Source organism: Streptomyces sp. NPDC043867 (assembly GCF_056435845.1).
On sequence record NZ_JBWKDS010000004.1, the window covers coordinates 235,586 to 262,393 of the forward strand.

Here is a 26,808-nt window from a genome sequence, read left to right on the forward strand (position 1 = left end):
GCGTTGGGGGCACGGGTCGGTCGCCGTCCACCCCTTCCCATCTGACGCTCCGTCAGTTTCAATGGAGGAGTGATGGGACACGCAGGGATGGCGGCCGCCGCCGTCCGTTACCTCAGGTCGGCCGGGGCTCCCACCGTCGCGGAGCCCGCCGGGGCGCCGGTCGGGACGCTGCCGCGCCCCGGGCTGCGCGCGGTCGGCGACGACGAGCGGGCCCCGGTCGACCAGGCGGAGTTCCGCCGGGTGCTCGGGAGCTTCGCGACCGGCGTGACCGTGGTGACCGCCCCGGCCGCCGAGGGCGAGGGCGGCCCCGCCGGTTTCGCCTGCCAGTCCTTCTCCGCCCTCTCGCTCGACCCGCCGCTGATCGCCTTCATGGTGGGGCGTACGTCGGCGACCTGGCCCCGCATCGCCCGCGCGGGCGTCTTCTGCGTGAACGTGCTGGGCGCGCACCAGGGCGAGCTGTGCCGCGGCTTCGCGGTGAGCGGCGCGGACAAGTTCGCCGGCGTCGCGTACGACGCGGCGCCCGCCTCCGGCTCCCCGCGCCTCGCGGGCACCCTCGCGTGGATCGACTGCACCGTCCACGCCGTCCACACGGGCGGCGACCACCTCGTCGTGGTGGGACGGGTGGCCGCGCTCGGCACGTCCGACGAGGACCGGCCGCCGCTCCTCTTCCACCGGGGACGCTTCCTCCATCCCCCGGCCTGAGCCGCCCCGCCGGCCGGCCCGAGCCCGCCCGCCGCTCGACCGCCGCCCCTCCGCCGGGCCCGCCGCCCGCTCACCGCACCCGCCGCACCCCCGCCCGCGGCTCACCCCATGCTCAGGCCGGTGCCCCGGCCACCGCCGGAGCCGGCCGGACCGGCCGCCGCCGGATCACCAGCGCCATGAGCGCCGCCGCCGCGCACAGCGCCCCGGAGGCGTACCAGACGACGTCGTACGAGCCGAAGGCGTCCCGCGCGACCCCGCCGAGGAAGGCGACCAGCGCGGCGCCCACCTGGTGCGAGGCGAGGACCCAGCCGAAGACGATCGCGCTGTCCTCGCCGTACTGCTCACGGCACAGGGCGAGGGTGGGCGGCACGGTGGCGACCCAGTCGAGGCCGTAGAACACGATGAAGAAGATCATCGGCGGATGCACGCCGGGCGCCAGCAGCATCGGCAGGAACAGGAGCGAGACGCCCCGCAGCGCGTAGTACACCGCGAGCAGCCGGCGCGGCTCGAAGCGGTCGGTGAACCAGCCGGAGGCCACCGTGCCGATCACGTCGAAGACGCCGATGACCGCGAGGAGCGAGGCGGCCGCCGTGATCGGCATGCCGTGGTCGTGGGCCGCCGGCACGAAGTGGGTCTGGATCAGGCCGTTGGTGGAGGCGCCGCAGATCGCGAAGGTGCCCGCCAGCAGCCAGAAGGGGCCGGTGCGGACGGCGGAGAACAGCACCGTCACCGCCCGCCGCGCCGCCCCCGGCACCGGCGGGGGCTTCTCCACGAACTCCGTCGCGCCGTACGGCTTCAGGCCCACGTCGGCCGGGTGGTCGCGCAGCAGCAGCCAGACGAAGGGGACCACGGCGAGGGCGGCCAGGGACACCGTCACGGCCGCGGGACGCCAGTCGCGTTGCGAGGTGATCATCCAGGACAGGAGCGGAAGGAAGATCAGCTGGCCCGACGCCGAGGCCGCGGTGAGGATGCCGGTCACCAGGCCCCGGCGCTGCGTGAACCAGCGGTTGGTGACCGTCGCGGCGAAGGCGAGTGCCATCGAGCCCGATCCGAGGCCGACCAGGAGGCCCCAGCAGAGCAGGAGCTGCCAGGGTGCCGTCATCCACACGGTCGCCCCGGAGCCGAGGGCGATCACCAGCAGCGCGACCGCGACCACCCGGCGGATGCCGAAGCGGTCCATCAGCGCGGCGGCGAAGGGTGCTGTCAGCCCGTACAGGGCGAGGTTGACCGACACCGCCGCGCCGATCGTGCCGCGCGACCAGCCGAACTCCTCGTTCAACGGGTCGATGAGCAGGCCCGGCAGCGAGCGGAAGGCCGCCGCGCCGATGATCGTCACGAAGGTCACGGCCGCGACGAACCACGCGCGGTGGATGCGTCCGGGACGGGACGGCAGGGCGGGTCCGGATTCCGTTCCGGCGGCGGTGGCTTCGGATGTCTGGGTCACGTCCTAGAGCTTCCGGGGCGCGCTCCGCCTGATCGAGTGGCCCGAAGGACAGCATTCGCTAGGATCGGGCCATGGCCCTTCTCCAAGAGCGTGAGCGCCATCGCCAAGGCTCTCGGGGTATCACGGGCCCTTGTACCGCCACCTCGGAGAGAGCGCCTGAGGCAGGCGCACGGGCCATGCGGTCAGGCCGCCAGGGCGCGGACAAGCATCGTGCCCACGGCCCTGCCCTCTGGTGGGTCGATCAGAGACACACGCACGTCAGAGAAGCCGTGCCCCGTCAGGATGTGACTCCACTCATCCGGAGTGCGGTCGTGCCGCAGTCCGGCTTTGGCAGGCTTGGGCCCCTGGCTCGCTGGAGGCAAATGAGAGAAGGCCAGGATGCCGCCCGGGGCCATACGCGAGCGGATCAGCGGGAGCAAGGTGGCCGGATCGACGAACCACACGGCACCAAAGATCGAGAGCACGACATCGAATCTCTCGTCCGTCTCGTTCAGGAACGCCGTCGCCTCCGCCGTACGGAATTCAAGGCCCGGCAGATCGCCCCAGCGCTCCCGCGCGACCGTCTCGCGCGCAGGGGCGATGTCCACCCCTTGACCGGTCGCGCCAAGCGCCACGAGGTGCGCGAGGTTACTACCGCTCCCTGAGCCGAGTTCCAGCACCCGGCGTCCGGCCACGGGGCCCAGAACGCTCTCGTTCGGGCCGTGATCGGCGTACTGGGTCCAGTTCAGCCAGCTCGTATCACCCTTGGCGTTCACGGTCCTGCGCGGCTTGCTCCCGACCGCGTACCGGTCCCAGGACTCAGCCAATGACATGCGTTGATCCTTTCCGACAAGAGGGGCCCACCCCCAACCTACGGAGACAGGCCCCAACTCACATGGTCGTCAACCGCTACTTGGGCGAGTCGTGGCACCCGGCGTGGCACTGGTTGCAGTCGGCCGCGTCGTCCATGCCCCACAGGTCGGGGTCGATCTCGAACCCGGCCGCCTTGATGGCCTTGATCGTCCGCTCCAGAACGAGCGGGCCGCCGCTCCTGCGGTCGCGCCCGTCCTGCTTCGCCTTGTCGTCGCTGACGCACTGGACCCCGGCCGTCGTCCCCGGAAGCTCCGGAACGTGGTGGATGTACCGGCCGAAGTGCCGGCTGGTGAAGAGGTGGTACGGGATCGAGTCGAGCATGAACGAGTGCCATGCTTCGTCCACCTGCTCAGACGGGCCCATGAGAAGGTCCGGGTTCTCGCCGCACGTGACCAGGTAGGCGATGGCCTGTCCGAACTTGGCCTCCGCGGGTTCGCGGCTTGGTCCGAGTGCCGTCGGCTCTCACCGTGTAAGCGCTGATGCGGATGGACATGACGACCATGTTCCGGATCGATCACGACCCTTGCGGCGACGTTCAAGGCGTCTCTCGGGCGTCATGCCGGTGCCACCCCAAGGGCGTCAAACCGGTGTCATTGGAGGCGTGACGTGGCTACCCTCGGATCATGACGACTCCGGCCGAGCGGGAGCGAATCCCCAACGACGTGCTGACGTCCGTGCGCAAGTCGATGAATCTCAGCCAAGACGAGTTCGCCCGGGGCTTACGCGGCGCAGGCGAGGAGTTGGGGGGGAGCCGAACGACGCCTCCAAGCGACTCGTGCAACGCTGGGAGTCCGGGGAGACCAGGACATGCCGCCCGCTGTATGCGCGGGCACTGAAGCGGTCGACCGGCCGTACCCCTGAGTCGCTGGGGTTCGCGATCCCGATGGCACGCGTCCACTCGGACGGGGCAGGAGGCCACGACATGGAAGCTGGGGAAGTCGGCACGGCTGACGCTGCCACGAGCCGGGAGCCAGGGCTGCGGAGCGAGTACGCGGGCATCTGGCTGTCCCGGTACGAGTTCTACTCGTCCAGCCGTGACGAGACGTTCGACTGCAAGCATCACGTCGTGATCGTCCAGCACGGCAACCGGCTGACAGCCCAGAGTCTGCCCGGAGCATCGACCAACCCGGACAGCCCATTGTCTTTGGATCTCACCGTTGATCGGAACGTCGTCACCGGTACGTGGACCGAGCAGACGGCAGCTGACGGGTACTACCAGGGCGCCCGGTACCACGGTGCGATTCAGCTGCTCATCGAGCCGACGGGCCGACGTATGGCGGGCAAGTGGGTCGGGTTCGGCAAGGACTTCGATGTGAACACGGGTCCGTGGGAACTGCGCCTACTCGACCGATCGACAGGCCGCGCGAGCATCGAGCGGTACTCGACCACACCGCAGTGAGGGATCGGGGCGCTCCCCTGCGGGAGCCGCCCCGTGCGGGCGCCTGACCACCCAATCCGCCCCGACCGGTTCGAAACCGGCAGGTGCGCAAGACCACTTTCAAGTTCCCCGAAGCATCACTACGCGAACTCCTCGTTCAACGGGTCGATGAGCAGGCCCGGCAGCGAGCGGAAGGCCGCCGCGCCGATGATCGTCACGAAGGTCACGGCCGCGACGAACCACGCGCGGTGGCTGCGTCCGGGACGGGACGGCAGGGCGGGTCCGGATTCCGTTCCGGCTGCGGTGGCTTCGGATGTCTGGGTCACGTCCTAGGCCGTGTCCGCAAAGTCCCGCCTGTTCCGCGACGCCTGGCACGCACTCTCGCCGCACCGGGCGAAGCCCCAAGTACGTCCAGTACGAGGGTCTCCGCCCGGCACGCCGAGAGCACGCACCAGACGCCGCGGAACCCGCCCTCCGGGCGGACGACGAGACTGTGCGGACACGACCTAGAGCTTCCGGGGCGCGCTCCGCCTGATCGAGTGGCCCGAAGGACAGCATTCGCTAGGATCGGGCCATGGCCGCCCTTCTCCCTCGCCCGCCCGGGAACACCACGGCCCCGACGACGGCGGCACCCGAGGCCACCACCGCCGCGACGACCCCGGACGCCCCCGCGACCGTCCCGATCCCCGAGCCCGCCCCGCGCCGGAAGCCCCCCGTCGAGCCGCGGAGGGCCGCGGATCCGAGGACGGCCGCGGAAGCCCCCGGACCCGGAGCAGCCGCGGAAGCCGCCGACCCCGGGGCCCGGCCCGGACCCGGCCACCGGCACCGCGTCGCCGTCCTCGCCCTGGACGGGGTGATGCCCTTCGAACTGGGCATTCCGCAGCGGATCTTCGGGAGGGCCAGGGACGCCGAGGGGCGCCCGCTGTACGACGTCGTCACCTGCTCGGTCCGCCCGCCGGGCCCTGTCGACACGGACGCCGACTTCGCCGTACTCGTCGAGAACGGGCCGGAAACGCTGGCCACCGCCGACACCCTGGTCGTCCCGACGTCGTACGAGCTGGGCCCGGTCTACGACGAGGGCGTCCTGACACCCGAACTGGCCGCCGCCCTCACCCACGTCCGGCCCGGCACCCGGCTCGTCTCGATCTGCACCGGCGTGTACGTGCTGGCCGCCGCCGGCTACCTCGACGGCCGCCCCGCCACCACGCACTGGGCCTCCGCCGAGCACTTCCAGCGCCTCTTCCCGCAGATCAAGGTGGACGCGGACGTCCTCTTCATCGACGACGGCGACGTCCTGACCTCGGCCGGTGTCGCCGCCGGGATCGACCTGTGCCTCCATCTCGTACGCCGCGACCACGGCACCGCCGTCGCCAACGACGTGGCCCGCCGCACCGTCGTACCGCCGCACCGCGACGGCGGTCAGGCGCAGTACGTCCACCGGCCGGTCCCCGAGCCGCAGGTGGCGACCACGACGGCCGCCCGCGCCTGGGCCCTCGGCCGCCTCCACGAGCCGATCCAGCTGCGCGACATGGCGGAGCAGGAGTCCATGTCCGTACGCACCTTCACCCGCCGCTTCCGCGAGGAGGCCGGTATCAGTCCCGGGCAGTGGCTCACCCGGCAGCGCGTGGAGCGGGCCCGCCATCTGCTGGAGTCCAGCGACCTGTCGGTCGACCAGGTCGCCCGGGACGCCGGCTTCGGCACGGCCCAGTCGATGCGCCAGCACCTACAGGCCGCTCTCGGCGTCACCCCCACCACGTACCGCCGCACCTTCCGTGCCGGGGCGGGCGGCCGGGACGGCGGCGGGGCCGGCACCGGCCCCGCGGGCAACGCCGGCTGACCGGTCCGCACCGACCGGCGACCGGCGTCCCTCCCCCACCGCCCCCACCGCCGTGAGCACCGCCGTCAGCGCGACGCCGGCCAGGATCGCGCTCGACGGTGTGACGAAGTGCAGCAGGGCGCCCGCGAGGGAGCCGGTGGCCGCGTACCCCGCGCCGACCGCCGCGTACATCACCGAGTAGCCGGCGGCCAGCGCGCTCGGCGGGAGCGCCTCGCGCAGCGACAGGTTGCGGGTGAGGATCGCACCGGCCTGGAGGACGCCCGCGACGACGAGGGCGACGGCCATCCAGCCGGTGTCCGGTATCAGCGCGACCAGCGCCACGCACGCGGAGACACCGGCCATCAGCACGACGCTCCGGGTCCGCAGGTCCCCGCGCCAGGACCGCAGCCCGTACACGAACGCGCCCACGCCGGAACCGAGCGCCAGCCCGGTCAGCAGCGGGCCCGACCAGCCGACGCCGATACCGCGCTGCTCCAGGAGGGCGGGCAGGACGAGTTCGGCGAGGGCGAGCAGGGACAGACTCGCCGCGCCCGTGACGTACACCGGCCAGGCACGGGCCAGCAGGCGGGGCAGGGAGACGCCGGCGCGGTCCTCGGGGTCGGCCTCCCAGCCGGCGGGCAGCAGCCACAGGCCCGCGACGGAGGTCCCCATCAGGGCGGCGGCCAGCAGCAGCGGCACGGTGGGGTCGACGCCCAGCGCGAGGACGGTGACCAGGGCCGGGGACAGCGCCCAGATGCCGGACATCAGCATCGACTCGGCCGACAGGGCCTGGGCGGCGGCCCGCTTCGGGACGATGCCGGTGAGCAGGGTGCGCAAACCGCCCGGGACCGCGCCGGGCGCCGCGCCGGCGAGGAACGCGCACGCCGCGAGGACCGCCGCGGGCGCCTGCGGGAACGTGCCGAGACCCGCGAAACCGGCCGTGCCGGCCGCGAGACCCGCGGCCAGTTGGGAGCGGGCTCTCTCCGGGCGCAGCCGCATGCCCAGGAGGGGCGCGCCGACGATCTCGCCGGCCACGTAGGCCGCCGCCAGGACCGCGCCCAGCGCGTAGCCGCCGGGGCGCTCGCGGACCAGGAAGACCAGGGCGAGCGGGGCCATGGCCACCGGCAGCCGGGCCCCGACGGCCACGAACGCCCAGGCCAGGACCCGCTTGGAGGCGACGTCGCGATAGCTCATGCGACGACGTTAGGGGACCGGGCCGACACCGGCCTCGGATTTTCCCCGCCCTGTGGACAACTCCGGCCGGGGCCGCCGGAGCCGGGAAGAGCGGGAGCGTGACGGCGCTCCGCCGGAACGCGAGCGACCGGCCGCCGGAACCCGCGTGACCCGCCGCCAGAACGCGCGCGACCGCCCGCTAGAACGTCAGGACCGCCCGCGCCACCCTCCCCCGCCGGGTGTCGTCCGCCGCCTTCTCGAAGTCCTCGACGGGGTACGTCCTCGTCACCAGCTCGTCCAGCAGCAGTTGTCCCCGTTGGTAGAGCCCGGCGTACCGGGCGATGTCGCGCTGCGGGCGCGAGGAGCCGTAGCGGCAGCCGAGGATCGACTTGTCCAGGTACATCGAGGAGACGAGGAAGGACGCCTCGGCGGTCGCCGGCGGTACTCCGAGGAGGACGGCCTGGCCGTGCCGGTCGAGCAGGTCGACGGCCTCGCGGACGAGTTCGGTCCGGCCGACGCACTCGAAGGCGTGGTCGGCGCCGGTGGGCAGGAGGTCCCGCACGCCGTGCGTCGAGGTGAGGAAGTCGGTGGCGCCGAACCGGCGGGCCGTCGCCTCCTTGGCCGCACTGGCGTCCACCGCCACGATCCGCCGGGCGCCCGCGAGCCGTGCGCCCTGGATGACGTTGAGCCCGACGCCGCCCGTGCCGATGACGAGCACGGTGTCCCCGTGTTCCACCCGCGCCCGGTTCAGCACGGCCCCGACGCCGGTCAGCACCGCGCACCCGATCAGCGCGGCGGACGGCATCGGGATGTCGTCGGGGATCCGGACCGCCTGCACCGCCTTGACGAGGGTCCGTTGCGCGAAGGCCGAGTTGGAGGCGAACTGGAAGAGCGGCCGGCCGCCCCGCGTGAACGGCTGCCGCGGCATCCCGATCGCCTTGCGGCACATGGTCGGCCGCCCCCGGTCGCACTCCGCGCAGGCTCCGCAGTTGGCGAGCGTGGACAGCGACACGTGGTCGCCGGCCCGGACATGGGTGACGCCCGCGCCCACCGTCTCGACGGTCCCCGCACCCTCGTGCCCCAGCACCACCGGGACGGGGAAGGGGATGGTGCCGTCCAGCACGGACAGGTCGCTGTGGCACAGGCCGGCCGCCGAGATCGCCACCCGCACCTCGCCCGGTCCCGGGTCGCGTACCTCCAGGTCGTCCACGACCTCGGTCCGCCTGCCGTCGAAGATCACGCCTCGCATCGCACCGGCTCCCCTCTGCCCGGGGTCATCCCCTGGGCTCCTTCGGCAGGCCGAGCACCCGCTCGGCGATGATCGTGCGCTGGATCTCGTCCGAGCCGCCGTAGACGGTGTCGGCCCGGCTGAAGAGGAACAGGTGCTGGAGCGCGTCGATTTGGTACGGCTCCCGCGGTGACCAGTCCGCGGGCCCGACGGCCGCCCCGGCCCCGCGCACCTGCATCGCCAGCTCGCCGAGCTCCTGGTGCCAACGGCCCCACAGCAGCTTGGCCACGCTCGGCGCACCCGGCTCCGCCGTCCGCGAACCGCCCAGTGTGCGCAGGGCGTTCCAGCGCATGGTGCGCAGCCGCGCCCACGCCTCGACGAGCCGGTCGCGGACGACGGGGTCGTCGGCCGCGCCGGTGGCGACGGCCGTCTCGATCACCTGCCCCAACTCCCGTGCGAAGCCGATCTGCTGGGCCAGGGTCGACACCCCCCGCTCGAAGCCGAGCAGGCTCATCGCGACGCGCCAGCCGTTGCCCTCGCCTCCCACGACGTGCTCGGCGCGCGCCACCGCCCCGTCGAAGAAGACCTCGTTGAACTCGCTCGTCCCGGTGAGCTGGCGGATCGGCCGGACCTCGACGCGGCCGGGCTGGTCCATGGGGACGAGCAGGAACGACAGGCCGTGGTGGCGGGCCGACTCCGGCCGCGTACGGGCGAGGACGAAGCACCAGCCGGCCTCGTGGGCGAGGGAGGTCCAGATCTTCTGGCCCGTGACGCGGTACGAGTCCCCCTCCCGTACGGCGGCGGTGCGCACGCCCGCGAGGTCGGAGCCCGCGCCCGGCTCGCTGTAGCCCTGGCACCACAGTTCCTCGCCGCGGGCCACCGGTGGCAGGAAGCGGGCCTTCTGCTCCGGTGTCCCGTGGGCGATGAGGGTGGGGGCGAGCAGCTTCTCGCCGATGTGGCCCGTGCGGACGGGGGCCTTCGCGCGGGCGTACTCCTCGGCCCAGACGACCTGCTGGGTCAGTGACGCGGTCCGGTTGCCGTAGCCGTCCTCGCTCCAGCCGAGCCCGATCCAGCCGGCCGCGCCGAGTTCCCGCTCCCAGCCCCCGCGGGTGTACTCGCCCGGGAGGTGCTCCGCCAGCCAGGCGCGGGCCTCCCCCCGGAAGGTCTCGTCCCGCGGTCCGAATCCGAAGTCCACGGTCACCGCCTCACGTCGGCCGCTCTCACGGTTCGCGGCGCGTTCGGGCGTTGTTTCGCGGCGGCGGCCCGGGCCATCGCCTCGACCCGCTCCAGCAGCGGCATCGGGTCCGTCCCCACCGTCCCGGGGAGGAAGTCGGCGATCCGCTCGGGGGTCCAGGAGCCCTCGGCGTAACCGGCGCGCAGCTCCCGCGGCTGGGCCCAGACCGCGATCTTGGGGCCGGCGATCGTGTAGACCTGGCCGGTGATCCGCTCCTCGCGGGCGCGGTCGGAGAGGAGGTAGACGACCAGCGCGGCCACGTCCTCGGGCTCGCCGATCTCGGCCAGTTCCATCGGGACGTTCGCCGACATCCGGGTGCGGGCGACCGGGGCGACCGCGTTCGCCGTGATCCCGTACTTGTGCAGGCCGAGGGCCGCGCTGCGGACGAGGGAGATGACGCCGCCCTTCGCGGCGCTGTAGTTGGCCTGGGCGACGGATCCCTGGTGGTTGCCGCTGGTGAAGCCGATCAGCGTGCCGTACCCCTGCCCGCGCATCACCGCGGAGGCGGCGCGGAAGACCGTGAACGTGCCTTTCAGGTGCGTGGCGACGACGGGGTCCCACTCCTGCTCGGTCATGTTGAAGAGCATCCGCTCCCGCAGGATCCCCGCCGTGCACACGACGCCGTCGATGCGTCCGTACGACGTCAGGGCCGTGTCGACGACGCGCTGTCCGCCCGCCATCGTCGAGATGTCGTCGGCGACCGCGACCGCGTCCCCGCCCGCCGCCTCGATCTCCCCGGCCACGGTGTCGGCCACCGCGCTCGTCGGCTCACCGCCCTCGACCGACACCCCGTAGTCGTTGACGACGACGCGCGCTCCCTCGGCCGCCGCGGCGAGCGCGACGGCCCGGCCTATCCCGCGGCCGGCCCCCGTCACGGCGATGACCTTGCCTGCCAAGAAGTTCCCCACGCCGGCCCCTTCCCGCGGTTTCTGACGGTCCGTTAGATTCTATGGCCCGTCGGACACCCGCAGACAAGCCCCGCGGAGGACCCATGTCACTGACGACGCCGCATCCGGCGTTCCACGACCTCGCCGAGCGCGTCAACAACTGGGGCCGCTGGGGCGCCGACGACGAGATCGGGACGCTGAATCTCGTCACCGACGCGGTGGTGCGGGAGGCCGCGGCGTGCGTGCGGACCGGACGCCGGATCCCGCTCGCGCTGCCGCTCCAGCAGGACGGGGTGCAGACCGGCATGATCCCGGGGCGGGTCAACCCGCTGCATGTGATGGTGCAGATCAACCAGGAGCTGTTCGGCCCGGGCACCGTCGCGTGCAGCGACGACGTGGTGACCCTGGGGCTCCAGGCCGCCACCCACTGGGACGCGCTTCCCCACGTGTCGCACTCGGGCAGGCTCTACAACGGCCGGCCCGCCGACTCGATCACCCCGCACGGCGGCGCCGCGTTCGGCGGGATCGACAAGCCGCGGCACATCGTCTCGCGCGGCGTGCTGCTCGATGTCGCCCGCGCCCGCGGCGAGGACCGGCTCGCCGGGGGGCACGCCGTGACCCCCGAGGATCTCGACGCCGCCGAGGAGCTGGCGGGCACGCGTGTGCGCGCCGGGGACATCGTCCTGGTACGCACCGGCCAGATCCAGGTCTGCCTGGCGGGCGACAAGCAGGCGTACGGCCATCCGTCACCGGGACTGTCGGTCCGCACCCCGGAGTGGTTCCACGCCCGCGATGTCGCCGCGGTCGCGAACGACACCCTTACTTTTGAGATATTTCCTCCGGAAATAGAGGGTCTGTGGCTGCCCGTACACGCGCTCGACCTGGTCGAGATGGGGATGCTGCAGGGCCAGAACTGGAATCTCGAAGAGTTGTCCACAGCCTGTGGACAAGAAAACCGCTACAGCTTCCTGCTGTCGGCCACCCCCGAACCGTTCGTCGGCGCCACGGGCTCTCCGGTCGCACCGGTAGCCGTGCTGTAGACACGGGAGACAGCGGGAGGGGCAGGCGCCGGGCGGCGGACAGCGGCTGGCGGCGCGTCGCTGCCCGCCCCGAGCACGGCACCGCGCGCCGCCATCCGGCTCCGGCGTACTGCCCCCCTGCTCCCCGTGACCCTCGGGGAACCGACGCCGGATCGCGATCCGCACTCGCCGGGGGTTTCCGTCACCGAAACCCTCGGCGTCCCCTCGCGGCGCATCGCTGACCACAAGAGTGATCAAACGGACACGGTGCGTCAACACCCGAAAGGGGATTCATCACCTGCGCACCGTTCTGCGGTGGCGCGCACGGAAGCACAGCCCGGCGCATTCAGCCGTGGACCCAGCCGCGGAAGCCGTTGCCGTGCATGTCTGCACCTCGCCATGCATGGATGCACCCCGCGCGCGGCGGGCCGCACCGTCAGGACGGCGGCGCGCTACACGGCCTCGTACGCGTACCCCTCGTACGACGGGTACGCGACCGCCCGCGCGACGCCCGGGGCGCAGCGGTCCACCTCGCACCAGATGCGCTTGCCGGCACCCTCCCGGCTCCAGCCCCAGCGGTCGGCGAGACCGTCGACCAGCTCCAGGCCGCGGCCGTTCGTGTCGTCACCGTGCGCGTGCCGCGGGGCCGGGGGGCAGTCACTGGCGTCGGCCACCTCCAGGCGGACGGTGCCCGCGGGCACACCGGGAGGCTCGTCACGCGCCCCCAGCTGGAGGCGCAGCACGGCCGGGCAGCCGGTGTGCACCACCGCGTTGGTGACCAGCTCCGAGACGAGCAGGATCAGCGTCTCGGCCAGCGGCTCGTCGTCCTCTATCCCGGACACCGCGAGCCGCGCACGGGCCCAGCGACGGGCGCGACCCACCTCTGCGGGGTCGGGCCGGATCTCCAGCTGCACTTGAAGCACCTGCACCGTTCACACCATCCGAACCGGCGGACACATCGCCTCGCGCCTCACCAGGGCCACGATCGTGGCCTTCACCTGCATGGCCAGAACCAGGGTCACGGAACGTGATTCCCTTGAGAGACAGCATGGTTGACGTACAGTCACCCCAACAAGCGCTTCGGGCATATTCCAGCGCGAAGGAGTACGCGTACGGCATACTGTGCGACGCTCGTGACGGGGAGTCGAACAGGCGGGGACGACGGTCCGTCCCGCCCTGCGAGCGGCGCACATCGCCGGATCCGGGGCCGCCTCGGGGGCAGCACCGGTACGGTCCGGCCTCACAACCACTCGCATCCCACACAAGGTACCGGAGCACGGCGCCGACTCCAGGCGGTGACGAGTCACGCCTAGGACACAACCCGGTCTCGACGCTCCGTGATTGCGGGCTGCCACGATCCGCGACATCCCGCCGGGCGGCCTGCGCGCACTCCCCTGCACAGAGCCTCATCAGGAGGATCCGGACAGCAGATTTCCGGCCAACATCTCCTCACTCTCCGTAACGGAGCCCGCGCGCTGCGTCCGGACCCAGGCCCGCTTCAGGTAGAGATGCACGTCGGACTCCCAGGTGAAGCCCATGCCGCCGTGCACCTGGAGGCAGTCCCGGGCGCCGCGCACCGCCGCCTCGTCGGCGAGCAGCCGGGCGGCGGCGATGTCCAGCGGGTCGGCGGTCACGGCGGCCGCGTAGACCGCCGCGCGTGCGGTCTCCACGCGGACCAGCAGCTCGGCGCACAGATGCTTGACCGCCTGGAAGGCGCCGATCGGCTGCCCGAACTGCTCGCGCGCCCGGGCGTGTTGCACCGCCAGCTCGCAGGTGCGGGCCGCACCGCCCAGCTGTTCGGCGGCGGTGAGCAGGACGACGACGGGATCGGGCGGTACGCGGACGGGCACCCGGTGCAGGGGCGTCAACGGATCCACGGACGTCAGCGGTACCGCTCCCCGCACCGGCGGGAGCACGGTCCCCCCGGCGACCGCACCGGCGGAGCCCGCCGACGCCTGCCCCCGTACGACGTCCGCCTCCCGCAGCCACTCCACGAGGCCGCCGTACGCGGCGGTGACCACCGTCTCCCCGGTGGCGGCCCCGGGCACGGTCCCGGCGGCGAGATGCGTGGCCACCAGCGGTCCGGGCAGCAGCACGCGCCCGGCTTCCTCGAAGGCCAGTACGGCCTCCGGCAGGCCGAGGCCGACGCCGCCGTCCGCCTCCGGCAGGCGCAGCGCGAAGAAGCCCGCCGCGCCGAGCTCGCGCCACAGCGCGCGGTCGAGACCGCCGCGGGCCACCGCCGCCCGCAGCGCCCCGGCGCCGAAACGGCCTTCGAACAGCGCGCGCACCCCTGTCCGCAACGCCAACTGGTCGTCGGTGAGTTGGAAGTCCACGGGGAGCCGTCACCGTCCCTTCGGCAGGCCCAGGATGCGTTCGGCCACGATGTTCCGCTGGATCTGCGAGGTGCCCGCCGCGATGGTGTACGAGAGCGACGACAGCCGGTCGAGGGTCCACGCGTGCCGCAGGTCCAGCGCGCCGGGGCCGAGCACCTCGGCCGCCGCGTCGTACAGCTCCTGCCGGGCGTGCGAGTACCGCAGCTTGAAGACGGACCCGCCGACGCCCGGCACCCCGCCGGTCCGCTGCGCCTCGCTCACGTTCCACTGCGTCAGCCGCCACAGCGCGCGGAACTCGGCGTTCAGCCGGCCGAGGCGGCGGCGCAGCACGGCGTCGTCCCAGCGGCCGTTCCCGCGGGCCTCCCGGGCGAGCTGGCCCAACACCCGTCGGCAGGCGACGACTTCACCGACGAACGCCGTGCCGCGCTCGAAGGACAGTGTCACCATGGTCACGCGCCAGCCGTCGTTCTCGGCGCCGACCCGGTTGGCCACCGGGACGCGCACCTCGTCGAGGAACACCTCGGCGAACTCGGTGGAGCCCGCGAGCGTGCGCAGCGGGCGGACCGTTATGCCCGGCGCGTCCATGGGCAGGGCGAGCCATGAGATCCCGCGGTGCTTCGGGGCCGCGGGATCCGTCCGCACCAGCAGCTCGCACCAGTCGGCCACCTCCGCGTGCGAGGTCCAGATCTTGGCTCCGCTCACCACGTAGTCGTCGCCGTCCCGCCGGGCGCGCGTGCGCAGCGCCGCGAGGTCCGAGCCGGCGTCCGGCTCGGAGAACCCCTGGCACCACACCTCGTCGCCGCGCAGCACGGGCGGCAGCCAGCGCGCCCGCTGCGCGGCGCTTCCCTCGGCGGCGATCGTGGGCCCGGCGTGCAGCAGCCCGACGAAGTTGGCGCCCACGTAGGGCGCACCCGCCTTCTCGGTCTCCTCCAGGAAGATCAGGTGCTGGGTCGGGGTGGCGCCCCGGCCTCCCGCGTCGACGGGCCAGTGCAGCCCCGCGTACCCGGCTTCGTACAGCATCCGCTGCCAGCCGAGGTCGTACGCGCGCCGTCCGGGCCAGTCGCCGGGGGACGGTCTGGGGGGCAGCCCGGGGAGCACCTCGCGGAGCCAGGCGCGCAGCCGGGCGCGGAAGTCCTGCTCCTCCTGCGTGTACGCGAGGTCCATTACGTGTCGAGGTCCAGGTCCAGCATGCGGATCGCGTTGCCGCGCATCAGCTTGTGGACGGTCTCGTCGTCGAGGCCCCGCACGTGGTCGAGGGCGACCTCCCTGGTGTGCGGGAAGGTCGAGTCGACGTGCGGGTAGTCCGTCTCGAAGGTGGCGTTGTCGCGGCCGACGGCGTCCAGGGACGCGATGCCGTGCTTGTCGCGGAAGAAGCAGCAGAAGATCTGCCGGTAGTAGTACGTCGACGGCGGCTCCGGGATCAGGTCCTTGACCCCGCCCCAGGCGCGGTGCTCCTCCCAGACGTCGTCGGCGCGCTCCAGGGCGTACGGGATCCATCCCATCTGCCCCTCGGAGTAGGCGAGTTTGAGGCGGGGAAATTTCACGAGCACGCCGGAGAAGAGGAAGTCCATCATCGAGGCCATGGCGTTGTTGAAGCTCAGCGAGGCCTGCACGGCGGGCGGTGCGTCCGGGGACGCCGCGGGCATCTGCGAGCTGGACCCGATGTGCATGTTCACGACGGTGCCGGTCTCCTGGCAGACCGCGAAGAAGGGGTCCCAGTAGCCGGAGTGGATCGAGGGCAGCCCGAGGTGGGTGGGGATCTCCGAGAAGGTCACGGCCTTCACCCCGCGGGCGGCGTTGTGCTCGATCTCGGCGACCGCCAGGCCGATGTCCCACAGCGGGATCAGGCACAGCGGGATCAGCCGGCCGCCGCTGTCGCCGCACCACTCCTCGACCATCCAGTCGTTGTACGCGCGGACGCAGGCCAGGGCGACCTCCTTGTCGTGCGCCTCCGCGAAGGTCTGTCCGCAGAAGCGGGGGAAGGTGGGGAAGCAGAGACTGGCCTCCACGTGGTTGAGGTCCATGTCCTTGAGGCGCTCGGCGGGATCCCAGCAGCCGCGCCGCATCTCCGCGCGGGTGATGCCCTCCAGCGTCATCTCGTCGCGGTCGAAGCCGACGGCGGCGATGTTGCGCTTGTACGGGAACTTGAGGTCCTCGTAGATCCACCAGTCGGTCGGCGGCCCGTCGGGGTCCATCGTGATCCGGTACTTGCCGGCGACGTAGGCGAGTTCGCCGATGCCCGCGGTGAGGGGCTTGGGGCCGCGGTCCCGGTACTTCTGCGGCAGCCAGGTCTCGAAGAGGTGCGCGGGCTCGATCACATGGTCGTCGACGCTGACGATCCGCGGCAGTTCCGTCATGGGTCCCCTCCACCGTGGGCTGCATGTCCGGTGACGTATCTGATGACCCGTCAGAAATTAGGCTAGCCCCGCACCCCTGGACCGACAAGGCGGTGCGCCCTACGCTCTGGCCCTATCTGACGGTCCATCAGCTCCGTGCTTCCGGGCGGTCGCGGGAGACCGGAGTGACGGGCCGCAGGGAACCGGCAGTGAGGGGATCGACGTGACCGACACCGCACACGCACTCGCCGCCTCGCACACGCTCTGGGAACTGGCCGGCCGTCGCGCCGAGCTGACCCCCGACCGGCCCGTCCTGCTCCAGGGCGACCGCCGGCTGACCTTCGGCGAGCTGCACGCGCGGGCCGAACGGGTGGCGGCGGGCCTGTACGGCATGGGCGTACGCCCCGGCACGGTGGTCGCCTGGCAGCTGCCCACCCGGATCGAGACCGTGCTGCTGTCCTTCGCGCTGGCCCGGCTCGGCGCCGTGCAGTCACCGGTGATCCCCTTCTACCGGGACCGCGAGGTCGGCTTCGCCCTGCGGGCGTCCAGGGCCGAGTTCTTCGCCGTACCGGGCGTGTGGCGCGGCTTCGACCACACGGAGATGGCGCGCGCGCTCGGCGCGAGGGGCGTCTTCGAGGCGTACGACGACCTGCCGGACGGCGATCCGTCCGTGCTGCCCGCCCCGCCCGCCGACGGCACCGGCGTCCGCTGGGTCTACTGGACCTCGGGCACCACCTCCGACCCCAAGGGCGTGCTGCACACCGACCGTTCACTGATCGCGGGCGGCTCCTGCCTGGCGCACGCGCTGCGCCTGTCGGCCGACGACGTGGGCTCGATGGCCTTCCCGTACGCGCACATCGCCGGGCCCGACTACACGGTGATGCTGCTGCTGTACGGCTTCCCCGCGGTGCTGTTCGAGCACTTCGCGCTGCCCGCCGCCCTGGACGAGTACCGCCGGCACGGGGTGACGGTGGCCGGCGGCTCCACCGCGTTCTACTCGATGCTCCTCGCCGAGCAGCGCAGGCGGCCCGGCGCGAAGGTGATCCCGACGCTGCGGCTGCTGGCGGGCGGCGGGGCGCCGAAACCGCCCGAGCTCTACCACCGCGTGGTGCGCGAGATGGGCGTCCAGCTCACCCACGGATACGGGATGACCGAGGTCCCGATGATCACGATGGGCTCGCCGGACGACACGGCCGAGAACCTGGCGACGACGGAGGGACGGCCCCCCGAGGGCATGCGGATCCGGATCGTGGACGGGGAGGTGCGGCTGCGCGGCGAAGCCGTCTGCCAGGGGTACCTGGACCCGGCGCAGACGGCGGAGGCCTTCGACGAGGAGGGTTTCCTGCGCACCGGCGACCTCGGCCGGCTGACCGACAGCGGTCATCTGGTGCTGACCGGCCGCCTCAAGGACGTGATCATCCGCAAGGGCGAGAACATCTCGGCCAGGGAGATCGAGGACCTGCTGCACCGGCACCCGGCCGTCGGCGACGCCGCCGTGATCGGCCTGCCCGACGCCGAACGCGGCGAGCGGGTCTGCGCGGTGGTCGAACAGCCGCCGGGGGCGCCCGCGTTGACCCTGCCGGCCGTGACGGCGTATCTGCGCGGGGAAGGGCTGTCCGTGCACAAGCTGCCGGAGCAACTGGAGGTGGTGGACGCCCTTCCGCGCAACGAGACCCTGCGCAAGGTGCTCAAGTACCGGCTCAGGGAGCGCTTCTCCGCGTGACCGCCGAGCGCGCCGCGGCCCTCACTCGGGCACCGTGAAGTAACGGGCGAAGGCGGTGACGACCTCCGTCTCGCCGATACGGCCGTCGGCGTCCGTGTCGAGGCTGCCGGCCGCGGCGGCGGCGACGTCCTCCGGGGCACCCAGGGCCTGGAGGACGCGCGCCGTCTCCTCGACCGTGGCGGCGCCGTCCCCGTCGGTGTCCGCCACGGCGAGCGCCGCGTGCAGGAAGGGGCGGGCGATCTCGGCGAAGCGGTCAGGGTTGTCGCGCAGCCGCTTCGCCGCGCCGTTCACGAACTCCGCGCGCGTGATGCGCTGGTCGCCGTCCCGGTCCGCGATGCCCGCCATGCCCTGCCAGAACGCCTCGGCGCCGCTGTACAGGGCCTGGCCCTTGTCCGACCGGGCCGCCGTGGCGAACTGGGCGAGGACGGACTTGGCCGCCGCGTTGAAATCCTCGCGGTCGATGTAGCCGTTGCCGTCCTGGTCGAAGGTGGCGAACCGGGCGGCGATCCTGCGCTCGTACTCGGTGCTGACCATGGTGTTCGGACCGCCTTACATCAGAGCCGGACTTTCAGCCGGACTGCGCGTTCATCTGGCAGGGAGCGTACGACGCCGGCGCCCTCCCGGGAGCGGGAAACCGGCGCTTGTACCAAGACCGCGGGAATTCCGGGACAACTGTGTGGCACCGCGCCACGGTGAGGTGACCCGGTTCTCACGCGGACAGGGGTTGCGACTCCTCGTCGAGGGCGGTGACGAGGTCGGGGAAGACGTCGAAGAGGCGGCGCACCCCGAGGGCGGCGAGCACCCGGTTGACGTGCGAACCGTCCTCCGCGCCCTGGGCGGGCAGGATCAGCCGCAGCCGCCCCTGGCAGGAACGGATGAGCCGCCGGGTCGCGATGAGCACGCCCACCCCGCTGGAGTCGCAGAAGAAGACCTCGGACAGGTCGAGGACGAGACTGTGGCGGCCGTCGGCCACCACGTCGTGCACCCGCTGGCGGACCACCGGTGACGTCACCAGGTCCATCTCGCCCGCCACCTGGAGCACGGCCCAGTCGCCCTGCTCCCCGTCGGTCACCTTGAGCGTCACCGCCACGCCTCTCGTCGCTCGCCGGAAGCGGAATGCGCTCCCTCGCTTCTCCTGCGCGGCTGCCCGGCAGCCTTTTCCATGAAACACCCGCCGGTGATCGAAAGCCCGCCCCGGTCGAGCCAATCCGTTCCCGGTCGATCTGCCCCGGTCAGGCCTGATCGGGGCGGGGACGGGTAGGCGCCGCGCCGACGGGAGTCCACTACCAAACGCCGCTCGTCAAGGGGCGCACATTGCCGTAAAGGGGCGTGCGTTGTCGGACGTGCCGACTACATTCAGGACAGCGATGCGCACAGGCTGGACCCAGCAGGACGGGCACCACGACAAGCAGGGGTGAGGGGCCGTATGGCGAAGGACGCACCGCCCCGCTGGGACCGCAAGATGCAGCAGCGGCTCGCTCGCGGGGAGGCGGCGGCGCTCGGCGAGCTGTACGACCGGTTCGCCTCGCTCGTGCACGGACTCGCCCACCGCGTCCTCGGGGACGAGCACGCGGCCGACGGCATCACCCGCGAAGTCTTCGCCCACGTCTGGGAGAACCCGGACGCGTACGACCCCAAGCAGGGCCCGCTGCGTTCCTGGGTCGCCACGCTGACCCACCGGCTCGCCGTGCAGCGCCTGCGCGTCACCGAGACCGCCGCGCTGGCCGGCGGCCGGGGCAGCGCGGAGGAGCTGGAACGCCGGGTGCGCCGCGCCTCGGTGGCCGCCCGCGCGGACTACATCGTCACCTCGATGCCCACCCCGCTGCGGGCCGCCCTGGAGCGGGCCTACTTCCAGCGCCGCGACTACCGCCGGACCGCCGCGGACCTCGGCATCACCGAGGACGAGGCCCGCCGCCGGCTGCGCCTCGGACTCCAGCTGCTGTCGACGGCGCACGACGCCGGTCCGTCCGGGACCCCGCCCGAACCGGGGAGCACGCGGTGACCGGGGACGCCGAGCGGTTCGACGGCCTCGGCCCGGAGGGCGCGCACGGGGGACACGGCGGTCCCGGCGGCGGGGAGGCCGGTCCCGGAGAAGGGCCCGGCGGTCCCGGTGACGTGGAGAGCGGTCCCGGGGAAGGTCCCGGCGGTGTGGAGAGCGGTCCCGGAGAAGGGCCCGGCGGCCACGGTGACGTGGAAAGCGGTCCCGGAGAAGGGCCCGGCGGCCACGGTGACGTGGAAAGCGGTCCCGGGGAGACCGGTTCCGGGGAAGGTCCCGGCCGGCCGGCGCTCATCCCGCTGCCGCGCGCCTCCGTCGAGGACACCGGACTTCCGCTTCCCGAGCCGGACCCGGCCGCGGCGCTCCGCTCCCCCGCGCCGCTGCTCCTGGAGCACCGTGTCCTGAAATCGCTCCTCGGCGCCTGGGCGCTCGCCGCCTGCTCACCGGAGGAGACGCTGACCGTCGAGGAACACCTCGGCGAGTGCGGCGCCTGCGCGGACGAGGCCCGCCGGCTGCGCGAGGCGGTCGGACTGCTGCACCCGGCCGAGAGCCTCGACCTCGACCCGACGCTGCGCACCAGGGTCCTGGAGGGCTGCCTCGGCCGGCGTCCGCCGCGCATCCCGGTGCCCGACTGGGCGGCCCCGTACGACGCGGAGACCGCACGGCTCGACGCGCTGCTGCAGGACATCGGCGGCGCCGAGTGGCACGCGCCCGTGCGGCTGCGCTGGTTCGACGGCGAAGGTCCCGTGAGTCGCCGTACGACCGTCGCCGGAGTGATCGCCCACCTGCTCAGCGTCGACGGTCTGGTCGCCGTCGCGCTGGGTCTGGACGATCCGCTGGGCGGGACCCGCGCGGACGAGGGGTCGCCCGCCAGGCGGACCGAGGCGTACTGGGCCGCGTCGCACTTCCCGCCCACCCGTGCCCTGCGCGGCCCCTGGCGGGAGCAGAGCCACAACCTGGTCCGGACGGTGTCCTTCGCGGGCGGCGGCTCCGGGCTCCTTCCCGTGCCGTACGGCGGCTTCGAGCTGCCGCTGCGCGACTCCATGCTGGACCGGGCGTTCGAGTGCTGGGTGCACGCGGGCGACATAGCCGAAGCGGTGGACTACCCGTACGAGCCGCCCGCACCCCGCCATCTGCACCGGATGATCGACCTGGCGGCCCGCATGCTGCCCGTGTCGCTGGCCGAGCGGCGCCGCGCGGGTCTGTCGTCCCCGCCGGCCCGGCATCTCGTCGCCGCCGGGGCGCCCGGCCGCAGCCTGCGGCTGGAGATCGAGGGAGCGGGCGGCGGGGAGTGGCTCGTCCCGCTCGACTCGCCTGGCGCGGTCGCCTCCGCCGAGCGGGAGGTCGCGCATGTCGCGCTGGACGGGGTGGAGTTCTGCCGGCTGGCCGCGGGGCACGTACCGCCCGAGGAGGCCGCCGCCGGGCAGGACGGGGACCGGGAGGCGATCAAGGACGTGCTGAGCGCGGCGGCGTCCTTGAGCCGGATGTAGGCGGACGCGGCTGGATGCGGCCGGATGTCGTCATATGCGGCCGGAGGCAGGCGGACACGGCCGGAGGCGGGGTGCCGCCCGGGGTGTGCCCGCCCGGAGGCCGCGGCTACGCGAAGACCACCGTGCGGCGGCCGTTGAGCAGGATGCGGCGTTCCGCGTGCCACTTCACCGCGCGGGCCAGGGCCTGGCACTCCACGTCGCGGCCGATGGCGACGAGCTGGTCCGGGGTCACGTCGTGGCCGACGCGCTCGACCTCCTGCTCGATGATCGGGCCCTCGTCGAGATCGGCCGTCACGTAGTGCGCGGTGGCACCGATGAGCTTCACACCGCGGGCGTGCGCCTGGTGGTACGGCTTGGCGCCCTTGAAGCTCGGCAGGAAGGAGTGGTGGATGTTGATGATGCGGCCGCTCAGCTGCTTGCACAGGTCGTCCGAGAGGACCTGCATGTAGCGGGCCAGGACGACCAGCTCCACGTCCTCGGCGCGCACCAGCTCCAGGAGCTGCGCCTCGGCCTCCGCCTTGGTGTCCCTCGTCACCGCGATGTGGTGGAAGGGGACGCCGTACGACGCCACGAGTTCGGCGAAGTCGGTGTGGTTGGAGACCACGGCGGCGACGTCGACGGGCAGCGCGCCGATCCGGGCGCGGAAGAGCAGGTCGTTCAGGCAGTGGCCGAACTTGCTGACCATCAGGACGACCCGCATGCGGTCCTCGGCCCGGTGGATCTGCCAGTCCATGTGGAAGGCGTCGCCGATCGCGGAGAAGCTCGCGCGGAGCTTGTCCACCGTCACCGGTGCCTCGGCCGAGAAGTGGACCCGCATGAAGAACAGGCCCGTGTCGTGGTCGCCGAACTGCTGGCTGTCCTCGATGTTGCAGCCGGTCATGAAGAGATAGCTCGACACGGCGTGCACGATGCCCTGCTTGTCGGGGCACGAGAGGATGAGGACGTACTGCTCGGCGGGCGCGGCGGCGGGGACGGACTGCTCACTCATGCACGCCAGGGTCCCATACCCGGCAGCCCCGCCGGGCGGGTGTATCGCTAGGCGGACCGGGTCAGGATCCGGAGCACTTCGAGCGTGCGGGGCGGCACGTCGGGGTCGTCCCCGTCGCTCGTCGCGAGGCGCACGTGCGCCTCGCGGGCGGCGCGGACCGCCTCCGGCCACGCGTGGTGGTCGAGATAGGCGGAGACCGGCGCGTCGGGGCCGACCTGGTGCATGATCCGCAGGACGCGCAGCACGGCGGTGTCGACGAGGGCCGCCTCCTGCGAGTCGCGGAGGATCGTGCCGACGTACTTCTCGGCGGACCAGTTGTCCAGCCAGGTGTCCTCGACCAGGCGGTACACGGCGTCGGTGACGTCCCCGTACCCCTCGACGCCCGCGAGCCAGACGTCCCGCTGGAACCCTGGGTCGGAGAGCATGTGCAGCGCGGAGCGCACATTGCTGCGCCAGCGCCACCACGGCATGTCGTTCAGTGGCATGCCGCCCATGGTGGATGAGCGGTGCCCGCGACGGGAAGACTTCTCCGAACCTTGCACGGTCATCGATCGTACGTTCCCTTCACAAAGGCGCTCACCGCACCCCGTTGTTCACCTGTATGTCACCGTGTGTTGACCGATGGTCACTCCCGGGTTGGTGATGTGACGGAATCGTGCATGGGCATGACCGGCAGGCGACGCACCCGCAGTTCCTCCCCCTCCCGACCGTCCCGCCCCCTGAAGGCCACGCTGCTGGCGGCAGGCGCTCTGGCGGTGTGTGCGTCGATCGCCGTCGGCTGTGGAGTCGTCCCCGGTGTCACAGGGGGTTCCGGGGGCGACTCCATCACCGTCATGACCTGGGCCCCCGAGGAGACCGCCGCGACGAACAAGCCCGGCATGCCCGCCATGGCGCAGGCGTACGCCCGCTGGGTCAACTCCCGCGGCGGCATCAACGGCCGCGAGCTCAGGGTGCTCACCTGCAACGACCACAACGACTCCGTGGACGCCGCGAAGTGCGCCCGGCGCGCGGCCAGGGAGGACGTCGTCGCCGTCGTCGGCTCCTACAGCCAGCACGGCAGCTCCTTCCTCTCCCCGCTGCAGGGCGCCGGCATCCCGTACATCGGCGGCTACGGCCTCACCGACGACGAGTTCAAGAGCCCGCTCTCCTACCCCGTCAACGGCGGGCAGCCCGCGCTGCTGGCCGGCCTGGGCGAGGAGCTCGGCGAGACCTGCGGGCCCGTCGTGCTCGTCCGCCCGGACACCATCGCCGGTGACGAACTCCCGGTGCTCATCGGCGCGGGCCTGGAGCGCAAGCGGCACGCGCCGGCCGTGGACATACGGGCGGCGGAGGACTCCACCGAGTACTCGGCGCAGGTCTCCCAGGCCCTCGGCCGGGCGACCTCCGACCCCGCGAAGCGCGGCTGCGTGGTGTCCGCGCTCGGGGACCGCACCGCCGCCTACATGGACTCCTTCCGCCACCACCGGGACGACTACCCGAAGGTGCGCACCGCGTCCGTGCTGGGCAGCGTCGACCAGACGGTGATCGACGCCACCGGCGGGCCTTCGGGCCCGTACGAGAACGCCTACGTCACCAGCTGGTACCCGGCTTCGAGCGACGCGCGCTGGAACGCCATGAAGGCGGTGATCCGCGAGCAGGCCTTCGACGACAACCGGATCGACCCCTCGGACGCCGGGGTTCAGACCACGTGGATCGCCTACAACGTCCTGCACCGGGCCCTGGAGGCCCTCGGCGACGGCGAGGTGAGCGCCCGGACCGTCCGGCGCAAGCTCGACGACGGCCTCAAGGTCACCACCGGCCGGCTCACGCCCACGCTCAGCTGGCGCTTCGGGGACCTGCTGGCGGCGGTCGACTTCCCGCGTCTGATCAACGCGGACGTGACCGTCCAGGTCGTACGCCAGGGCCGGCTGGTCTCCGCCAGGCGCGGGTTCGTCAACGTGTCGAAGACGCTGGAGAGCGCGGCCTCGAACTCCCTGTGAGCGCGCGGCCGCCGGCCTCCCCCGGGGACAACGGACCTCAGAGCTGCGTCGACTGACGCTGGGTCAGTCCGTACGTGGACGCGATGGAGTTCCACAGCACCGCGGCCTTGTTCTTCTGCGCGCTTGCGGTGCCGCTCGCCCGGTCGCCCGCCTGGGACTGTGCGGTGGTGCGGGCGCGGTGCTTGTGGCAGCCGTGCTTGCCGGCGACCTGATCGGCCCACGCCGCGTAGTGGTTGTCCGCGGACGCGGACGCCTTCCACGCGTTGGTGAGCGCGGTGGTCAGGTCCGCGTGGTTCGGCAGCTTGTCGACCTTGAGGCGGGACAGCCGGGTGACGAGGTTGTTGCGCTGGCCGGCCGCGGCACGCAGGTCGGTGGCCGCCTGGCCGAGGTTGTTGCACGCCCGTACGTTGCCGACGGCCTTGATCACGGAGTCCCGGCTGCCGTTGCTGTCCGCCAGGAGCTTGTCCAGCGCGACCGCCTGCGCCTTCGCCGGGTCGGCGGAGGCGGACGGCGACTGCGCCCCGGTGGACGCCGCCGCCGAGACGGGCTCGCCTTCGTTCTTCTCGTCGCTGCCCGAACCGGTGCTGAGCAGGGCGCCGGCCCCGATGCCGAGGACGGCGATGCCGACGCCGACCGCGGCGATCACCGGCACGCGCGAGCCGGTGCGGCTGCGCCCGCCCCCGCCGCTGCCGCCGTCGGCGCCGCGGCGCGCGGCGGCCCGGCCGCCCGGCGCGCCGGGACCCGCGCCCTGCGGGGCCCGCCGGGACGGGGAGTCGATCCGGGGCAACTGCTGTGTGGACGCGGGCCCTTCCGGTTCGCTGCGGAAGAGGTTGTCGAACTCCGCGGGGGGCGTACGGTCCTCCGGGCCCCCCGGGTGTATCCCGTACGAGGCTCCGGCGGGCTCCGCGGGGACCGGGGCGATGTACTGCGTGGCCTCGGCGTCCGGGTGCCCCGCGGACGGCAGCGGTCCCGGCGCGGCGTGGTTCGCGCGCCCCAGGTACTGCGTCGCGTCGGAGGGCACCTCGGGCGGCAGGGCGCCGGGGCTTACCGGGGGCAGGAACTGCGTGGCACCCTCGTCAGGCGCTGCGGGGACGGGCGGCAGGTACTGGGTGGCGCCCTCGTCGACGGGCGCGGCGGGGACGGGCGGCAGATACTGCGTGGCGCCCTCGTCGGGCGCTGCGGGGACCGGCGGCAGGTACTGCGTGGCGCCCTCGTCGACGGGCGCGGCGGGCGGCAGCGGCGAGGCGGCACCGGCGCGGTGCGACGGCGCGTGACGACCGTCGGGGGCCTGCGGAGGCGGCGCGGAGGCGTGCGCACCGGGTGCCTGCGGCGCACGGTGGCCGCCGGTGCCGTGGTGGCCCGGCCGCGTGCCCTCCGGCGGCAGCGGCTGCGACGGCGGCGGGGTCCCGCCCCACCCCTGTGCGGCACCGGGGTCGGTCCAGCCCTGGGCCGCCGCCGACCCGTCCCAGGCCTGGCCGGTCCCGGCCTCGGTCCAGTTCGCGGGGGCGTTGGCGGGGGCGCCCCAGTCCGGGGCGGGGGCGGAGTGGTGCGGCTCGGACGCGCCCCAGGCCGGGGACGGCGAGCCCGCACCGTCGGCGGAGGCTCCCCAGCCGGACGGGCCGGAACCCTGCTGCGTGCCCTGGCCGGGCTGTGCGTACTGCCCGGAACCCTGCTGCGTGCCCTGGCCGGGCTGTGCGTACTGCCCGGGGCCCTGCGTCTGGGACTGCGAGCCCGCGCCGTCGGCGGGGGCTCCCCAGCCGGACGGGCCGGGACCCTGCTGCGTGCCGCCCTGACCGGGCTGGGCATACTGCCCGGAACCCTGCGCCTGGGACGGCGAGCCCGTGCCCTCGGCGGGGGCTCCCCAGCCGGGCTGCGCGGGGCCCTGGCCGGGCTGTGCGTGCCGGCCGGTCCGGGGGTCCTGGTCCGGGGCGGCGGTGGGGCTCCACCCGCCGTCCCAGGTCTGACCGCCGGCCGGCGCCGTGCGGTCACCCGTCGTGCCCGGCAGCAGAGGTTCTCCGCCGTCGGAGGGCAGCACGATGCCTTCGCGCGCGGGTCGCGCCGAGGGCGAATCGCCCTGTCCACTCTGTGTCACCGGGACTCCTACGAATGGGGGACCTTCGGAATCGTCGGCTCACGCTACCGGGTCCCGACAACCCCGTGCCACGCAGCACATGGCCCGGCCCCCGCCCCGGCGACCGCGACGCCGAAACCGCCCCCCGGTGCGCCCCGC

General features: G+C 73.1%; 23 protein-coding genes and 2 pseudogenes. 8 read left to right on the plus strand and 17 right to left on the minus strand.

Features of this window, described 5'->3' with window-relative positions; genetic code table 11:
* Positions 1 to 72: 72 nt before the first annotated feature.
* Positions 73 to 702 (plus strand): flavin reductase family protein, encoded by a 630-nt coding sequence (locus AC069T_RS06110; protein ID WP_478781576.1) that lies wholly within the window; start codon positions 73 to 75, stop codon positions 700 to 702.
* A gap of 112 nt (positions 703 to 814) precedes the next feature.
* Here the strand turns inward: AC069T_RS06110 and AC069T_RS06115 are convergent, their stop codons facing one another.
* The 3 genes from AC069T_RS06115 to AC069T_RS06125 form a co-directional block, all read right to left on the minus strand.
* Positions 815 to 2,146 carry an MFS transporter gene (locus AC069T_RS06115; protein ID WP_478781577.1) on the minus strand — a complete coding sequence of 444 codons (1,332 nt, stop codon included), beginning with the start codon at positions 2,144 to 2,146 and terminating at the stop codon, positions 815 to 817.
* 182 nt (positions 2,147 to 2,328) lie between these two features.
* Positions 2,329 to 2,958, minus strand: coding sequence for a class I SAM-dependent methyltransferase (locus tag AC069T_RS06120; protein ID WP_478781578.1), 630 nt, complete (start codon positions 2,956 to 2,958; stop codon positions 2,329 to 2,331).
* A 76-nt stretch (positions 2,959 to 3,034) separates the two neighbouring features.
* Positions 3,035 to 3,361 carry a glycine-rich domain-containing protein gene (locus AC069T_RS06125; RefSeq protein WP_478781579.1) on the minus strand — a complete coding sequence of 109 codons (327 nt, stop codon included), beginning with the start codon at positions 3,359 to 3,361 and terminating at the stop codon, positions 3,035 to 3,037.
* 260 nt (positions 3,362 to 3,621) lie between these two features.
* Here AC069T_RS06125 and AC069T_RS06130 point away from each other — a divergent pair.
* Positions 3,622 to 4,397: pseudogene (locus AC069T_RS06130) on the plus strand (helix-turn-helix domain-containing protein).
* 125 nt (positions 4,398 to 4,522) lie between these two features.
* Here the strand turns inward: AC069T_RS06130 and AC069T_RS06135 are convergent.
* Positions 4,523 to 4,702, minus strand: a pseudogene (locus AC069T_RS06135) (MFS transporter); the annotation flags it as partial.
* A 530-nt stretch (positions 4,703 to 5,232) separates the two neighbouring features.
* On the opposite strand from AC069T_RS06135, the gene AC069T_RS06140 reads away from it, so the two are divergent.
* Positions 5,233 to 6,213 carry a GlxA family transcriptional regulator gene (locus AC069T_RS06140; protein ID WP_478781654.1) on the plus strand — a complete coding sequence of 327 codons (981 nt, stop codon included), beginning with the start codon at positions 5,233 to 5,235 and terminating at the stop codon, positions 6,211 to 6,213.
* Here the strand turns inward: AC069T_RS06140 and AC069T_RS06145 are convergent.
* The 4 genes from AC069T_RS06145 to AC069T_RS06160 all read right to left on the minus strand — a co-directional run bounded on the left by AC069T_RS06145 (position 6,100) and on the right by AC069T_RS06160 (position 10,735).
* Entirely contained in the window at positions 6,100 to 7,386 is a 1,287-nt protein-coding gene (locus AC069T_RS06145) for an MFS transporter (protein ID WP_478781580.1), read from the minus strand. The genes AC069T_RS06140 and AC069T_RS06145 overlap by 114 nt on opposite strands.
* Positions 7,387 to 7,564: 178 nt before the next feature.
* A complete protein-coding gene (locus tag AC069T_RS06150) occupies positions 7,565 to 8,614 on the minus strand; it encodes a Zn-dependent alcohol dehydrogenase (protein ID WP_478781581.1) in 1,050 nt (349 codons plus the stop codon).
* 25 nt (positions 8,615 to 8,639) lie between these two features.
* Complete coding sequence (locus AC069T_RS06155; RefSeq protein WP_478781582.1) at positions 8,640 to 9,788, minus strand: acyl-CoA dehydrogenase family protein; 1,149 nt, start codon at positions 9,786 to 9,788, stop codon at positions 8,640 to 8,642.
* 2 nt (positions 9,789 to 9,790) lie between these two features.
* Positions 9,791 to 10,735, minus strand: a complete 945-nt coding sequence (locus AC069T_RS06160) for an SDR family NAD(P)-dependent oxidoreductase (protein WP_478781583.1) — start codon at positions 10,733 to 10,735, stop codon at positions 9,791 to 9,793.
* Positions 10,736 to 10,818: 83 nt separating this feature from the next.
* On the opposite strand from AC069T_RS06160, the gene AC069T_RS06165 reads away from it, so the two are divergent.
* On the plus strand, positions 10,819 to 11,754 hold the full coding sequence (locus AC069T_RS06165) for a cyclase family protein (protein ID WP_478781584.1): 936 nt from the start codon (positions 10,819 to 10,821) through the stop codon (positions 11,752 to 11,754).
* Between the two features lie 431 nt (positions 11,755 to 12,185).
* Here AC069T_RS06165 and AC069T_RS06170 read toward each other — a convergent pair whose 3' ends face one another.
* The 4 genes from AC069T_RS06170 to AC069T_RS06185 all read right to left on the minus strand — a co-directional run bounded on the left by AC069T_RS06170 (position 12,186) and on the right by AC069T_RS06185 (position 16,423).
* Entirely contained in the window at positions 12,186 to 12,662 is a 477-nt protein-coding gene (locus tag AC069T_RS06170) for an ATP-binding protein (RefSeq protein WP_478781585.1), read from the minus strand.
* A gap of 480 nt (positions 12,663 to 13,142) precedes the next feature.
* Positions 13,143 to 14,066: an acyl-CoA dehydrogenase family protein gene (locus AC069T_RS06175; protein WP_478781586.1), complete on the minus strand. Its 924-nt coding sequence runs from the start codon at positions 14,064 to 14,066 to the stop codon at positions 13,143 to 13,145.
* Between the two features lie 9 nt (positions 14,067 to 14,075).
* Positions 14,076 to 15,230, minus strand: a complete 1,155-nt coding sequence (locus AC069T_RS06180) for an acyl-CoA dehydrogenase (RefSeq protein ID WP_478781587.1) — start codon at positions 15,228 to 15,230, stop codon at positions 14,076 to 14,078.
* Positions 15,230 to 16,423, minus strand: a complete 1,194-nt coding sequence (locus AC069T_RS06185) for an amidohydrolase family protein (RefSeq protein WP_478781588.1) — start codon at positions 16,421 to 16,423, stop codon at positions 15,230 to 15,232. Before AC069T_RS06185 ends, AC069T_RS06180 begins: the two co-directional genes overlap by 1 nt.
* 202 nt (positions 16,424 to 16,625) lie before the next feature.
* Between AC069T_RS06185 and AC069T_RS06190 the strand changes: the two genes are divergently transcribed.
* On the plus strand, positions 16,626 to 18,125 hold the full coding sequence (locus AC069T_RS06190; RefSeq protein WP_478781589.1) for a class I adenylate-forming enzyme family protein: 1,500 nt from the start codon (positions 16,626 to 16,628) through the stop codon (positions 18,123 to 18,125).
* A 21-nt stretch (positions 18,126 to 18,146) separates the two neighbouring features.
* On the opposite strand, the gene AC069T_RS06195 is transcribed toward AC069T_RS06190, so the two are convergent.
* Both AC069T_RS06195 and AC069T_RS06200 read right to left on the minus strand, forming a co-directional pair.
* Entirely contained in the window at positions 18,147 to 18,659 is a 513-nt protein-coding gene (locus tag AC069T_RS06195; RefSeq protein WP_478781590.1) for an EF-hand domain-containing protein, read from the minus strand.
* A gap of 175 nt (positions 18,660 to 18,834) precedes the next feature.
* Positions 18,835 to 19,215, minus strand: coding sequence for an STAS domain-containing protein (locus AC069T_RS06200; RefSeq protein WP_478781591.1), 381 nt, complete (start codon positions 19,213 to 19,215; stop codon positions 18,835 to 18,837).
* A gap of 336 nt (positions 19,216 to 19,551) precedes the next feature.
* On the opposite strand from AC069T_RS06200, the gene AC069T_RS06205 reads away from it, so the two are divergent.
* Both AC069T_RS06205 and AC069T_RS06210 read left to right on the plus strand, forming a co-directional pair.
* Positions 19,552 to 20,127, plus strand: coding sequence for a sigma-70 family RNA polymerase sigma factor (locus tag AC069T_RS06205; protein WP_478781592.1), 576 nt, complete (start codon positions 19,552 to 19,554; stop codon positions 20,125 to 20,127).
* A gap of 146 nt (positions 20,128 to 20,273) precedes the next feature.
* Positions 20,274 to 21,611, plus strand: a complete 1,338-nt coding sequence (locus AC069T_RS06210; RefSeq protein ID WP_478781655.1) for a maleylpyruvate isomerase N-terminal domain-containing protein — start codon at positions 20,274 to 20,276, stop codon at positions 21,609 to 21,611.
* Positions 21,612 to 21,717: 106 nt separating this feature from the next.
* Here the strand turns inward: AC069T_RS06210 and purU are convergent, their stop codons facing one another.
* Together purU and AC069T_RS06220 are read right to left on the minus strand one after the other, a co-directional pair.
* A complete protein-coding gene (gene purU, locus AC069T_RS06215; RefSeq protein WP_478781593.1) occupies positions 21,718 to 22,599 on the minus strand; it encodes a formyltetrahydrofolate deformylase in 882 nt (293 codons plus the stop codon).
* 47 nt (positions 22,600 to 22,646) lie between these two features.
* Positions 22,647 to 23,147, minus strand: coding sequence for an SCO4402 family protein (locus AC069T_RS06220; RefSeq protein WP_478781594.1), 501 nt, complete (start codon positions 23,145 to 23,147; stop codon positions 22,647 to 22,649).
* 117 nt (positions 23,148 to 23,264) lie between these two features.
* On the opposite strand from AC069T_RS06220, the gene AC069T_RS06225 reads away from it, so the two are divergent.
* Positions 23,265 to 24,578, plus strand: coding sequence for an ABC transporter substrate-binding protein (locus AC069T_RS06225; protein WP_478781595.1), 1,314 nt, complete (start codon positions 23,265 to 23,267; stop codon positions 24,576 to 24,578).
* Between the two features lie 37 nt (positions 24,579 to 24,615).
* Here the strand turns inward: AC069T_RS06225 and AC069T_RS06230 are convergent, their stop codons facing one another.
* Positions 24,616 to 26,670, minus strand: a complete 2,055-nt coding sequence (locus tag AC069T_RS06230) for a DNA polymerase III subunit gamma/tau domain-containing protein (RefSeq protein ID WP_478781596.1) — start codon at positions 26,668 to 26,670, stop codon at positions 24,616 to 24,618.
* Between the last annotated feature and the right edge of the window lie 138 nt (positions 26,671 to 26,808).